The organism is Arthrobacter sp. Leaf69 (assembly GCF_001422645.1).
Classification (GTDB): Bacteria; Actinomycetota; Actinomycetes; order Actinomycetales; family Micrococcaceae; genus Arthrobacter.
This window is the reverse complement of the sequence record NZ_LMLR01000014.1, coordinates 19,000-32,719: the sequence shown is the minus strand read 5'-3', so window position 1 is coordinate 32,719 and position 13,720 is coordinate 19,000. Positions and strand designations below refer to the sequence as shown.

At 69.1% G+C, this 13,720-nt stretch carries 9 protein-coding genes; 3 read left to right on the top strand and 6 right to left on the bottom strand.

Annotated features, from left to right (window positions below):
- Positions 1-29: 29 nt before the first annotated feature.
- Together ASE96_RS15360 and ASE96_RS15355 are read right to left on the bottom strand one after the other, a co-directional pair.
- Positions 30-668, bottom strand: coding sequence for an SIMPL domain-containing protein (locus ASE96_RS15360; protein WP_056432323.1), 639 nt, complete (start codon positions 666-668; stop codon positions 30-32).
- A gap of 1 nt (position 669) precedes the next feature.
- Positions 670-1,137 (bottom strand): hypothetical protein, encoded by a 468-nt coding sequence (locus tag ASE96_RS15355; RefSeq protein ID WP_056432320.1) that lies wholly within the window; start codon positions 1,135-1,137, stop codon positions 670-672.
- A gap of 271 nt (positions 1,138-1,408) precedes the next feature.
- Between ASE96_RS15355 and pheS the strand changes: the two genes are divergently transcribed.
- The 3 genes from pheS to ASE96_RS15335 all read left to right on the top strand — a co-directional run bounded on the left by pheS (position 1,409) and on the right by ASE96_RS15335 (position 5,786).
- Entirely contained in the window at positions 1,409-2,470 is a 1,062-nt protein-coding gene (gene pheS / locus ASE96_RS15350; RefSeq protein WP_056432317.1) for a phenylalanine--tRNA ligase subunit alpha, read from the top strand.
- Positions 2,471-2,472: 2 nt separating this feature from the next.
- Positions 2,473-5,016 (top strand): phenylalanine--tRNA ligase subunit beta, encoded by a 2,544-nt coding sequence (gene pheT, locus ASE96_RS15345; RefSeq protein ID WP_056432314.1) that lies wholly within the window; start codon positions 2,473-2,475, stop codon positions 5,014-5,016.
- A gap of 116 nt (positions 5,017-5,132) precedes the next feature.
- Positions 5,133-5,786 (top strand): 4'-phosphopantetheinyl transferase family protein, encoded by a 654-nt coding sequence (locus tag ASE96_RS15335; RefSeq protein WP_156367635.1) that lies wholly within the window; start codon positions 5,133-5,135, stop codon positions 5,784-5,786.
- 39 nt (positions 5,787-5,825) lie between these two features.
- Here ASE96_RS15335 and ASE96_RS15330 read toward each other — a convergent pair whose 3' ends face one another.
- From ASE96_RS15330 to ASE96_RS15315, 4 genes are all read right to left on the bottom strand, one after another.
- Positions 5,826-7,211 carry a M1 family metallopeptidase gene (locus tag ASE96_RS15330; protein WP_082492789.1) on the bottom strand — a complete coding sequence of 462 codons (1,386 nt, stop codon included), beginning with the start codon at positions 7,209-7,211 and terminating at the stop codon, positions 5,826-5,828.
- 44 nt (positions 7,212-7,255) lie between these two features.
- Positions 7,256-11,134 (bottom strand): Pls/PosA family non-ribosomal peptide synthetase, encoded by a 3,879-nt coding sequence (locus ASE96_RS15325; protein WP_056432799.1) that lies wholly within the window; start codon positions 11,132-11,134, stop codon positions 7,256-7,258.
- A 249-nt stretch (positions 11,135-11,383) separates the two neighbouring features.
- Positions 11,384-12,349, bottom strand: coding sequence for a quinone oxidoreductase family protein (locus tag ASE96_RS15320; RefSeq protein WP_056432305.1), 966 nt, complete (start codon positions 12,347-12,349; stop codon positions 11,384-11,386).
- 206 nt (positions 12,350-12,555) lie between these two features.
- Positions 12,556-13,647, bottom strand: coding sequence for a fatty acid desaturase family protein (locus ASE96_RS15315; protein WP_056432301.1), 1,092 nt, complete (start codon positions 13,645-13,647; stop codon positions 12,556-12,558).
- Positions 13,648-13,720 lie beyond the last annotated feature (73 nt).

The following is a 13,720-nucleotide window of genomic DNA, read 5'->3' as shown; positions in this document are numbered from 1 at the left end:
CGGGCCACATCCTGCCCGCGCACGCCGGCTCAGCCGAGCAACTCCCACACAACGCCGACCGTGGAGCTCACGCTGGACTCGCCTGCCTCCACGGTAAGCGATTCCACCGCGACGGCCCGCTGCATCTTCGCCACGGGGATCGGCGCCGGGTGGCCGGACTGCTGCTCGATCGACACCACCTTGCCCAGTGAAGCTCCGGCGAGGGATGCGAAGTGCCCGGCCGTGGTGAGGGCATCCTGCCACGCGGCTTCGCGGGCCCGGGCGGTGACCGCGGCGGGATCGGCGAATCCGAGTTCCAGCCCGTTGAGCCGGACATCGTTGCCGCCAGCCGCGACCGCGGCCGCGATGACTGCCGATGCTGTTCGCAGGTCCGTGATCCGGACACTGAGCATGCTGGACGCCAGGTAGCCCGAGACCACCTGGCCCCGGCCCTCCTGCCAGTTCACCTCCGCGCGGACGTTGAGGCCCGACGTCGTGATGTCCGGGTCCGCCACGCCGTGTCCGCGGAGCGCCGCGGTGATGGCGGCGGCGGAGCGGCCGGCATCGCCGTACGCCGTGCCGACGTCGTCCCGGCGGCACTCGACGCCGATCGAGAGGGTCAGCAGGTCCGGCGCGGCTTCCGCGCTGCCGGATCCGGTGACCGAGATGGTCCTGGGGTTCTCTGTCATGTTATGCCTCGTTCCGTTCGGGGGCCGCCGGGCCTGTCCTGCCGGCGGTTGCCGCCTGGACCCGGGCGCCCGGCTCCGGGTAGCCGCCGGCCCGCAGCCCGGCGCGACGTTCGAAGAAATTACGGGAGCCGGGGTTGCCGGTCCGGGCCAGGGACCAGCCCGCCGCGAGGAAATACAGCGGCAGGAAGGGAAGGCCCAGGCACCAGGCGTACTGGGTGCAGTGGCGCTCCTCGTGCCCCAGCAACACGGTGTTGGCCAGGGCTTCCTCCGGCCCGGCGCGGAAGAGCACCACATTGCCGACCGTAAAGGCGCCGGCGAAGGGGAGCCGCCAGCGGTAGCCGGTGGCAATCAGCAGTCCCCGGGGCCCCCGGCGGACCGGGGTGCGCGCACAGCCGGCCAGCAGCAACCCCAGTGGAGTTGTTGCATTCAGTACGTTGGCCAGCTGCCGCAGCCGTTGTCCCGGCGTCATGAGGCCATGCTAGCCGGGCGCCCCGCCGCCGGGTACACAAATACCGTGGATGCCAAGCAGTGCGGGCCGCCGCCGTGCCGAAGCCTGGGGAGTGGGAAGGCGAGCCGCCGAGTGCCGTCACGTTCGGGCACCTGAGTGCCTTCAACTAGACTGAAGGGGAGTGCCCGCCGGAGCGATTTTGGCGAGCCCTGTCCTTTGTCAACACGCTGGTCCTTGCACCTTGAAGGGCCGTTGCCGTTGGCATGAACCGACTCGTAGCTAAGAACAGTAGATGACTGAAACTTTGCCGGGCGCCGGCGTCCCGAATCCCCTGGATGAAGCCGCCATCACCGCCGCCGTAGACCAGGCCGTTGCCGCCATTGCCGCCGCCTCCACGCTCGACGAACTCAAGGCCGTCCGCCTCGCGCACACCGGTGAGAAGTCCGCGCTGAGCCTCGCCAACCGGGAAATCGGCGGCCTGCCGAAAGACCAGAAGGCCGCCGCGGGCAAGCTCATGGGGTCCTCCCGCGGTCGCGTCAACAAGGCGCTCGCCGACCGCACGGCCCAGCTCGAAGCCGAGAACGACGCGCGCATCCTGGTCGAGGAGACTGTCGACGTCACGGCCGCTCCGCGCCGCCGTCGGGCCGGTGCACGCCACCCGCTGTCCACCCTGCAGGAGCGCGTCGCGGACATCTTCGTGGGCATGGGCTGGGAGATCGCCGAAGGCCCCGAGGTCGAGTCGGAGTGGTTCAACTTCGACGCACTGAACTTCAAGCCGGACCACCCCGCCCGCGAAATGCAGGACACCTTCTTCGTGGAGCCGCCCGAGGCCCACCTGCTGATGCGCACCCACACCTCGCCTGTGCAGGTCCGCTCGATGCTGGAACGCGAGCTGCCCATCTACGTGCTGTGCCCCGGCAAGGTCTTCCGCACCGACGAGCTCGACGCCACGCACACCCCGGTGTTCCACCAGTTCGAGGGCCTGGCCATCGACAAGACGCTCAGCATGGCGGACCTCCGCGGAACCCTGGAGCACTTCGCGCGCCAGATGTTCGGCGACGAGGCCCAGATCCGGCTGCGTCCCAACTACTTCCCGTTCACGGAACCGTCCGCCGAGCTGGACATCTGGCACCCGGGCGCCAAGGGCGGTCCCAGCTGGATCGAATGGGGCGGCTGCGGCATGGTCAACCCCAACGTGCTCCGCGCCGCGGGCATCGATCCGGAGATCTATTCAGGTTTTGCCTTCGGCATGGGCATCGAGCGGACGCTGATGTTCCGCAACGAGGTCGGCGACATGCGCGACATGATCGAAGGCGATGTACGTTTCAGCGAGCACTTCGGGATGGAGATCTAACCGTGCGTATCCCCCTTTCCTGGCTGCGTGAATTCGCGCAGGTACCGGCCGGAGCAACGGCCGAAGACGTGATGGCCGAACTGGTCAAGGTCGGCTTTGAAGAAGAAGCCGTCCACCGCCCCACGGACACCCTGCAAGGCCCCATCGTGGTGGGCCAGGTCCTGAGCATCGTCAAGGAACCCCAGACCAACGGCAAAACCATCAACTGGTGCCAGGTCCGGGTGGTCCCCGAAGGGCAGCAGCAGTCGCTCACCGGCGACGGCATTGATCCCTCGGGGGTCCAGGGCATCATCTGCGGCGCCCATAACTTCGTGGAAGGCGACAAGGTGGTGGTCACCCTCCCCGGCGCCGTGCTGCCCGGCGACTTCCACATTTCGGCGCGCAAGACCTACGGCCACCTGTCCGCCGGCATGATCGCCTCCGTGCGCGAGCTCGGCATTGGCGAAGACCACGACGGCATCCTGGTGCTCTCCCGGATCGGGCTGGACCCGGAAATCGGCGCCGACGCCATGGAGCTCCTGGGCCTCTACGACCAGGCCGCCGAAATCAACGTCACCCCGGACCGCGGCTACGCGTTCTCGATCCGCGGCGTGGCCCGTGAGTACGCCCACGCCACCGGCACGTCCTTCACGGACCCGGCGTCGAAAGTACAGGCTCCGGTTGCCCTGGCCGGCGGCTACCCCGTCAAACTCAACGACGACGCCCCGATCTACGGCAAGCCCGGCTGCGACCGCTTCGTGGCCCGCACCGTCCGCGGCGTGGATGCCACCCGCCCCACGCCCCTCTGGATGGTTTCACGCCTCCGGCTTGCCGGCATCCGCTCCATCTCGCTGCCGGTGGACATCTCCAACTACGTCATGCTCGAACTCGGGCAGCCCACGCACTGCTACGACCTGGACAAGCTGTCGGGCGACATCGTGGTCCGCCGTGCGGTGGCGGGTGAAAGGATCACCACGCTGGACGAAAAAGTCCGTGCGCTCGACGTCGAGGACCTCCTGATCACCGACGGCTCCGGCGCGATCGGCATCGCCGGCGTGATGGGCGGCGCCGCCACCGAGGTCAGCGATTCGACGTCGAACGTCCTCGTCGAGGCGGCCCACTTCGACGAGGTGTCCATCGGACGCTCCCGCCGCCGCCACAAACTGCCGTCCGAAGCCTCCAAGCGCTTCGAACGCGGCGTGGACTGGCACGTCGCGGGCACCGCTGCCCAGCGCGTCGTTGACCTCCTGGTCGAACTCGCCGGCGGCACCGCGGACGAGGCCGGGACCGACGTCGGGACGGCGCCGGGCACCGTCACCGTCGAGCTGCCCGCAGCTTTCGCGTCCGAACGGATCGGCATCGACTTCACCGAGGAGCAGGTGGTCACCTCGCTCGAGGACCTGGGCGCCGTGGTGGTGAAGAACGACGGCGGCTACACCGTGACCGCCCCGAGCTGGCGCAACGACCTGGAAACCAAGGAGGACCTCTCCGAGGAGATCGCCCGGCTGGTCGGCTACGATCAGATCCCCGCGAGCCTTCCCGTGGCGCCTCCGGGCCGGGGCCTGACCCGCACCCAGCAGCAGCGCCGGCGCCTCGTCCAGGCCCTGGCAGATTCCGGCCTCACCGAGGTCCTGGCGTACCCGTTCGTCTCCAAGGCCGCCAATGACACGTTCGGCGTGTCCACGGAGGGAACGCCCCGCAAAGCGCTCAAGCTGGCCAACCCGATCAGCGAGGAGCAGGGCTACCTGCGCACCTCGATCCTGCCGGGCCTGATCGAGGTCGCCAAGCGCAACCATTCGCGCGGCTTCCGGGACCTGGCCCTGTTCGAGGCCGGTCTGGTGTTCCTGCCGGGCGACACGCTGGGCACCGCCTCGATCCCGCCGCTTGGCATCAAGCCCAGCGACGAGGTGCTGGACGGACTGTACGACGGCGTCCCGGACCAGCCGCTGTACGTCGCCGCGGTACTCACCGGCCACGACTCGCCGGCCGCCGCGGGCCACACGCCCCGGGCGTGGGACTGGGCCGACGCGCTTGACATCGCCAGGACCGCCGGCGACGTACTTGGCGTCGAGATTGTGGTCAGCCAGGGCCAGCACCAGGCCTTCCACCCGGGGCGGGCCGCCCAGCTGGCGCTCCGCACCGGCGAGGTCCTGGGCTATGCCGGCGAGCTGCACCCGAAGCTGCTGGCCGCCCATGACATGCCCGCGCGTTCGGTGGCCCTCGAATTCAACGCGGACGCCCTTTTTGAGGCGGCCGCCGACGTGATCGTGGCCCGCCACATCTCCACCTACCCGGTGGCCACCCAGGACGTCGCCCTCGTGGTGCCGCAGGAGGTCCCGGCGGAAGAAGTGCTCGCGGCCCTGCGCGAAGGCGCCGGGGAACTGCTCGAAGACGTCGCACTCTTCGATGTGTACGCGGGCAAGGGCATCGAGGACGGCAAGAAGTCGCTGGCCTTCAGCCTGCGCTTCCGGGCCGCGGACCGCACGCTGACCGCGGACGAGGCGTCCGCGGCCCGCGAGGGCGCCGTCGCTGTGGCCCACGAGCGTTTCGGAGCAGTCCAACGCTAAAGCATGGGGAGCACAGCGAGCACAGCGAGCACGGGGAGCCCGGAGAGCACCGTGAGCCCGGAGAGCACCGTGAGCCCGGCGGAACCCTCACCGTATCCGGAGTCACCGTCCGGTCCGTGCGTCTTGCCGACGTCGGACCGGACGGCGGGATCCATCTCGATCCCGCGGAACAAACACGCGCCGCGGGCATCACGAGTCCGGCCGCCCGGCGGGACTTCCTCGCCGGCAGGATCGCCCTGCGCGCCTTCGTCGCCGGGATTCTCGGTGTGGGCCCCGGGGAGCTCACGGCCCACTATTCGTGCCCGGACTGCGGCACGGGACCGGAGCTTGACCACGGCCGCCCCGGCTACCGGATGCACGGCGCCCCCGTTGGCCTCAGCCTGAGCCTTTCGCGCAGCGGCGGCTGGGTCCTGCTCGCGGCCGGCAGCACCGGCGTATCCGGGGTTATGGTCGGCGGTGCGGTCGGCATTGACCTGGAGCACAGCTCCGGCGTGATGTTCCCAGGGTTCGACGACGTCGCCCTCACCTCTGCGGAACGGCAGCATCTCCTTGCCCTGCCGCCGGTGAAGGTGATGCCCTGGCGGGCAGCGGCTTGGGCGCGCAAGGAAGCCCTGCTGAAGGCCCGCGGCACCGGTCTGCGGATCGAACCGTCCTCGGTTGAAGCCTTCGCGGAGCCTGCCGACGGAACTGTCGTGGTTGATCTGGACACGGTTGCCTTGGGCCTGCCCGCCGGCTTTGCCGCCGCGCTGGCCATCGTTGAAATGGCCTAGCAGCCGCCGCAGGCGGGGAGCCCGCCGTCAGGACTGCTGCTAGCCGCCCGTCGGCATCGGCGGCAGGGCCTCCTGGTACAGCCACGGGTGCAGCAGGGACTCGGTATCGAGGCCTGTCGCCCGGTCCGCGGTCAGGATGAACTGCTGTGTCGAAACGGAGCCGTGGCGGTTCTGGCTGGCCCACTCGTGCAGCAGGGAGAAAAAGGCCAGGTCACCGCAGCGCAGGCGCAGGGCGTGCAGCGCCAGGGCGCCGCGTTTGTAGACCCGGTCATCGAACATCAGCTCCGGACCGGGGTCGCCCACGAGCAGATCCTGCTTGCTGGCGCCGAGCTTCCGCCACGCGGTGGCGGCCCGGCGGGCCACGGTCATCACGCCGGCCTCCTCGGACCAGAGCCATTCCGCGTAGCAGGCGAAGCCCTCGTGCAGCCAGATGTCCTTCCACGAGGCCGCCGTCAGCGAGTTCCCGAACCACTGATGGGACAACTCATGCGCGATGAGCCGCTGGGACTCCCAGTCCTGCCGGAGATGGTTGGGGCCGAAGATCGACAGGCTCTGCGCCTCCAGCGGGATCTCCAGTTCATCCCCTGCTACCACAACGGTGTACTCGGAGAAAGGGTAAGGGCCGAAACAGTTGATGAAGGTGCGCATCATCTCCGGCTGCCTGGCCAGCCCGATGCGGGCGGCCTCTGCCAGTGCGGCCGGAACGGCCGCGTACTGGGGCACCTGCACTGCCGGGCGGACAGGGTTGAGCGCCAGGAGTTCGTAGCGGCCGATCTGGACGGTGGCGAGGTAGGTGGACATCGGCTCCGACTGTTCGTACACCCACGTTTCGCGGCTGGACCGGGAGTTGTGCGACACCAGGATTCCGTTGCACACTGCCCGGTAGTTGGCGTCCGTGGTCACCGAGATCCGGTAGCTGGCCTTGTCCTGCGGGTGGTCGTTGCACGGAAACCAGGAGGGTGCGCCGTTCGGCTGCCCCGCCACGAGCACACCATCGGTGAGTTCCTCCCAGCCCACTTCGCCCCAGAGCCCGCGGCGGGGAGAGGGGTTGCCCTCGTAGCGGATATCGAGGGTGAAGTCCTCGCCCGGCAGCAGGGCTGCCTCGGGGACGATGACGAGCTGGTCGGCGCGCTGGCTGAACTTCCGCACCCTCCGCCCGCTCAGCTGGATCTTGGTGGCCCGGAGACCGGTGAGGTCCAGGACGATGGCGGACGTGGGGCGTTCCGTCACGGCGTGCACCACCGCGCGGCCGTTCAGGCGGTTGCTGCTGAGCTTGTAGTCCAGTTCAAGTTCATAGCGCGTGACACGGTAGGCATCCGTGCCGTGGCCCGGCAGATAGGGATCAGGGGATCCGGCCGCATCGTCGGTGGGCAGGCCACTGCCGGTGCCGGGTGCGGCTGTGGAACGTGGGGGACTGGAACTCATCAGCAGGCTTTCGGGATTGCAGGTGCGGGCGGGCAGGGGCGTGGCTACTTCAGCTTGGCTGCAGGCACCGCGGGCCCACTCCAAGGACTCACCGGATTGCCCATCCAGTACGTCGCGGCGGGCACTGTTTCACCCCGCATCACAAGGGACGCGGGGCCCACTGTGCCGCCGTTGCCGATCCGGGCCTGCGGGAGAATGACTCCGTGCGGTCCCATCGTTGCCCCGTCATCGAGCGTAACAGTGTCGATGCTCATGACGCGGTCGTGGAAGAGATGGGTCTGGACCACGCAGCCGCGGTTCACCGTGGAATTCCGGCCCAGGGTTACGAGGTCCGCTTCGGGCAGCCAGTAGCTTTCGCACCACGTGCCGGCGCCGATCTTGGCGCCGAGTGCCCGGAGCCACCAGACAAGCGCCGGGGTGCCGGTTGCGGCGCGGGCGAACCACGGGGCGCTGACCATTTCGATGAAGGTGTCCACCACCTCGTTGCGCCAGATGAAGGAGCTCCACAGCGGATGTTCGCCGGGCCTGATGCGCCCCACCAGCAGCCATTTCGCCACGACGGCGCTGCCCGCTGCCACGGCGCCGGCGAGCAGGATGACGACTCCGCCCAGGAGCGCCGCGATGCCGTAATTGAAGACGGTGGCGAGCCAATCGAAGGCGAGGAACACTCCGGCGGCGATCGCGACGGTCGTCACGACGGGGACAAAGCGGCACAGTTCCCACAAGGCCCGGGCGATCTTGAGTTTCAGGGGCGGCTGGTACGTCCTCGTGTCGTCGGAGGCGATGGCCGTGCGCCGGAGCCGGACCGGCGGGCTGCCCAGCCACGAGGTCCCCGCCTTCGATTTCGCCGGGGTCGCCGACAGCACAGCCACAAGGGAGTTCTTGGGCACGTTGCGGCCGGCCGCGGTCATGCCGGAGTTGCCGAGGAAGGAGCGCTTTCCGATCTTGGCGGGGGCGATCCGCAACCAGCCGCCGTCGAGCTCGTAGGAGGCCACCATCGTGTCGTCGGCCAGGAAGGCGCCTTCCCCGACGGTGGTCATCTTGGGGATCAGCAGGACGGTTGAGGCCTCCACGTTCTTACCGATCCTGGCCCCGAGCAGGCGCAGCCAAGCCGGCGTGAAGAGGCTGGCGTAAATGGGGAAGAGGAGGTCGCGGGCCAGATCCAGGACCCGTTCGGTCGCCCAGACCTGCCAGCCGATCCTGCTGCGCACCCGGTAGTAGCCTTCGGCCAGGCCCACGCCGAGGAGACGGGTGGTCAGGAGTATCAGCACCAGGTTGGACAGGAACCAGACCAGGGCGGCCAACGGGAGGGACAGCAGCAGCTGCGGCAGCGCGGCGCCCAGCGATTCCTTGCCCCGGATGAAGCCGAAGACCACCCCTGCCGCGGCGGCGGCGGAGACATACGGGATCAGGGCCAGGATGGCTGACGCGGCGGCGAAGCCGGCGAACCAGAGCCGGCCCATCAGCGGGTGGGCCGGGGGCGTGTCCGGCCAGGAGTGTTTGGCCTTGCCCCGGCGCTCGGCCGGGGACCCGGCGACAAGTTGCCCGGACTTCACTTTGCCCAGCACGGCTGAGCCCGGCTCCACCTTGGCTCCGGCGCCGATCGTGGCGCCCGGCATGAGGGTACTGCGTGCCCCGACTGTGGCGCCGGGGCCGACGTGGATGGCCCCGATGTGGACGATGTCGCCGTCGATCCACCAGCCGGACAGATCGACCTCCGGCTCCACATTGCAGCCGCTGCCGAGCGAAAGCAGGCCCGTGACGGGCGGCAGCGAGTGGAGCTGGACGTCGTTCCCGATTTTCGCCCCGAGGGCCCGGGCGTAATAGGGCACCCACGGAGCACTGGCCAGGCTGATGGCGCCGGCCAGGTCCTGGATCTGTTCGGCCAGCCACAGGCGCAGGTGCACCCGGCCGGACCGGGGGTACGTCCCCGGCACCACTTTGCGGAGCAGGAGGCGGGCGGCGGCCATGGAAACGAGCATCCGGCCCGCAGGACTGACGAACACCAGCCAGGAGGCGCCCACCCACCACCAGGACACCGTGGGCGCAGCCGTGAACCCGGCGAGGGAGGAGAGCACATTGTTCGCCGCCATCAGGTACGTCAGCCAGCGCATGCCCACGAGAATGTGCAGCGGAACTCCCATGAGAGTCTGGAAGACCTGCGACCTGCGGGCCGTGCGCCGGACGGTGCGTTCCGGGGCCGGGCCCGGCCCGCCCTCGGGGAGCGACTGGCGCGCTGCATCGATGAGGGCGCCGACCCGCGGGGTGGCGTAAATATCAGCCACCGTGATGGTGGGGTAGCGCACGCGCAGGGCGGAGACGAGCTGCGCGGCGGCCAGGGACCCGCCCCCGTAGGCGAAGAAGTCGGCATCAAGGCCGGATACCGTGCTGCCCAGCACGGCACTCCACTGCTCCACAATCCAGGCGGCGTCGTCGGGGAGGTTCAGCGGGGCCGCTTCGGTGTCGGCGGCTCCGGCCCCCGCCAGGGGCCACGGCAGCGCGTGCCGGTCCACCTTCCCGCTGGTCTTGGTGGGCAACGAATCGACCAGGGTCAGCAGCGGAATCAGCGGCGCCGGCAGGCTCTCGCCGAGGAGCTCCCGCGCCGCGGCCAGATCGATATCCTGGCCCCCGGCCGGGGCCAGGTAACCCACGAGGATCTGGTTGCCGGCCGCCGTCGTCTGCACTGCCGCCGCCGCTCCGGCCACATCCGGCAGCGACTGCAGGGCGGCGTCGATTTCGCCCAGCTCGATCCGGCGCCCGCCAAGCTTGACCTGTTCGTCGGCGCGGCCCTGGAAGATCAGCCCCGCGGCCTCGTAGCGGACCAGGTCGCCCGAGCGGTACGCCCGCGTCCAGCCCAAGGACGGCATGGGGGCATACTTCTCGGCGTCCTTCGCCGGGTCCAGATAGCGGGCCAGGCCGACGCCGCCGATGATCAGTTCGCCGACTTCGCCTTCCTCGACGGGCCGGGATTCGGCGTCCACGACGGCGAGGTCCCAGCCGTCCAGCGGCAGGCCGATCCTGATCGGACCGGAACCGCCCAGCGGCGCTGCGCACGCCACCACGGTGGCCTCGGTGGGTCCGTACGTGTTCCACACCTCACGGCCTTCGACGGCGAGCCGCTCAGCAAGTTCCGGCGGACACGCTTCGCCGCCGAAAATCAGCAGGCGGACGCTCTCCAGGGACTCCACCGGCCAGAGTGCGGCCAGCGTGGGCACCGTGGACACAACCGTGATGCCGTGGCTGATCAGCCACGGGCCAAGATCCATGCCGGTCCGGACCAAGGCTCGGGGCGCCGGGACGAGGCAGGCGCCGTGCCGCCAGGCAAGCCACATCTCCTCGCAGGAGGCGTCGAAAGCGACCGACAGGCCGGCCAGGACCCGGTCCTGCGGCCCGATCGGATCGTTCTGCAGGAAGATGCGGGCTTCGGCATCGACGAAGGCCGCCGAGGAACGGTGCTGCACCGCCACGCCTTTGGGCGTCCCCGTGGAACCCGACGTGAAGATGACCCAGGCGTCGTCGTCCGGGCCGGGAAGCCGCGGCGCAGGAAACGGGCGGGGCCGCTGCCCCTCCGTCACAATCTCGCCGGCGCCGCGTAATATGCCGGCGACACGGGCCTCGCCGAACACCAGCCGGGCGCGCTCTTCAGGGTCGTCCGCGTCCACCGGGACGTACGCCGCCCCCACCATCAGGATGGCGAGGATCGAGACATAGAGCAGGTTGGTGCCGGACGGAATCCTGACCCCGATCTTGTCCCCGGCACCAAGGCCGGCCAGATGCAACTCCTTCGCCTTGGCCCGGACCGCGGCGGTCAGCTGGGCGTAACTGAGCGATTCGTGGCCGTCGTCCAGGGCGGAGGCATCCGGGAAACGCACGGCGGTGTCCCGCAGGATGTCCACCAGCGTCCGCTCCGGCGGTGCAGCCAGGGACCCCGGAAGCTGCGCGCGGAAGTCCGGGCTGACGGTGGCGAGGGCATGCGGGGGGTCGCTGGGTTGCGCTTGCTGATCAGTCACTGGGGGATCGTCTCCGGCCTAGGTGAACGGAAGGTGTCCGGGTTCGCTTTATGTTAATACTCCGCCACCGCCGGGGCATTGGCACGCTGATTCCCTGATCTGTTCCGGGGGCCTGGTCCCGACTCCCGCAACCGGGCCCCCGGAACCAGTCCTTACCGAAGGCTACGGAACGAGGATGACTTTGCCGGTGGTGCGCCGCTGCTCCAGGTCATCGTGGGCCCGGGCTGCCTCGGCCAGATCGTAGCGGGCGCCAACCCGCACCTTGAGGCTGCCATCGGCGACCGCCGCGAAGAGCTCGTCGGAGCGCCAGCGGCGTTCGTGGGCGTCGCGCAGGAAGTGGCCGATCGTGGGCCGGGTCAGGTACAGCGAGCCGCCGGAGTTGAGCCGCTGCGGGTCGAAGGGCGGTACTGGGCCGGAGGCGGCACCGAAGAGCACCAGGGTGCCGCGGATGCGCAGGGCAGCAAGGGACCCGTCGAACGTGTCCCTACCGACGCCGTCGTACACCACATCCGCGCCGGTCCCGTCCGTCAGCTCGCGGACCTTGGCCGCGAAGCCGTCGTAGCGCAGCACGTGGTCGGCGCCGGCGTCGCGGGCCAACTGCTCCTTGTCATCGGTGGAGACGGTGGTGATCACGCGCGCGCCCCTGGCTTTGAGCAGCTGGATCAGCAGCAACCCGACGCCGCCGGCTCCGGCGTGCAGCAGGACGGTGTGGTCCGGCTCCACCTTGAAGGAGGAATTGATCAGGTAGTGCGCGGTGATGCCCTGCAGCGGCAGGGCAGCGGCCGTGAAGTCGTCCACGCCGTGGGGGACCGGCAGCGCTTTGTCCTCGTCGATCAGGGCGTAGCCGGCATAGCAGTTGACGCCCTCGGCCGTGGCCACACGGTCGCCGGCGGAGAACCCCGTCACGCCGTGGCCGAGTTCCTCCACGGTGCCCGACGCCTCGGAACCGGGGGTGAAAGGGTATGGAACCTTGTAGCTGCCGCTGCGCTTGTAGGTGTCGATGAAGTTCACGCCGACGGCGGCGACCTTGACCAGCAGCTGGCCGGGACCCGGAACCGGGCGCTCGACTTGGGCCAGTGTGAGGACCTCCGGGCCCCCGGCCTCGCGGGCGACGATTGCATGCATCATATGACTCCTTGCCTGGACGGAATTTCCTGGGCGAATCTTCGGGGCTGAATTGCGGGTTGAATGTCCTGGACCCGCTCCTGCACCCATCCTAGGGACACCGGCGCCAACGACGAAGTGACGGCCGGTATCCGGCCGTCACTTCGGGTCAAACTGTAAATCCGTGCCCCTGGCAGGCCGTCTCCGCGCCTGCCGCGCCGCGCTGCCGCCTAGTAGCGGCGGGTGACGGTGGCCATCGGGCACTCGAAGTGGCGTCCGGCGGACAGGCCGACGTCGTTGAGGTACCGCACGATGATGCCGTAGGACTGCAGCAGCGTGGTCTCCGTGTACGGAACCTGGTGCTTCGCGCAGAACTCACGGACGATCACGGCGGCCTTGTCGAGCTGCGGGCGGGCCATGTCCGGGAAGAGGTGGTGCTCGGCCTGGCGGTTGAGGCCGCCGAGCAGGATGTCCATGAAGAAGCCGCCGGAGATGTTCCGGGACGTCAGGACCTGGCGGCTGAAGAAGTCCACCCGGCTGTCGGCCGGCAGGACCGGCATGCCCTTGTGGTTCGGGGCAAAGGAAGCGCCCATGTAAAACCCGAAGACCGCGAGCTGGACCGCGATGAACGCGAGAGCCATACCCCACGGCAGGAAGGTGAACGCGAGCACCGGCAGGAGGCTGAGCCGGACCAGGAGGATCGGGATTTCAACCCAGCGGTGCGTCACCTTGGCGCGCTGGAAAATGAACTTGATCGAATCGATCTGCAGGCCAAGGCCCACCAGGAACAGCAGCGGGAAGAAGAACCAGCCCTGCTTGCGGGTGAGGAAGGAGAACCGTCCCTGCCGGGTGGCGGCGCCTTCGGGGTGGAACGCGATGGCGCCGGTGGCGATATCGGGGTCCTTGGAGATGACGTTGGGGTGGTTGTGGTGCGCGCCGTGCTTCTGCTCCCACCAGGAGTAGCTGATTCCTGCCACCGAGGTGGCGAGCAGCCGTGCTGCCCAGTCGTTGGCGCGGCGGGAGGCGAAGATCTGCCGGTGCCCGGCCTCGTGGGCCAGGAAGCTCAGCTGGGTGCAGAGGATGCCGATGGCGGCGGCGATGAGCAGCTGGAACCAGCTGTCGCCGATCAGCGCGAAGCCGAACCAGGTGGCCGTCATCAGGAGTACAAGAACCGAAAACACCGTGATGTAGAAGCCCACGCGGCGTTCGAGCAGGCCCGCGGCCTTGACGGTTTTCAGGAGTTCCGAGTAGCTCAGGACGACGGCGTTGGGCTGCCGGATCCGCGATTTCGGTCGCTCCGGCGTTGCGGTGGTGAGGGTCATGTAACGCGTGCCTCGAGACTGTTACGGGCAACGCTGCATCCGACACTCGGACTGCACGGTCTGGATCACCCTT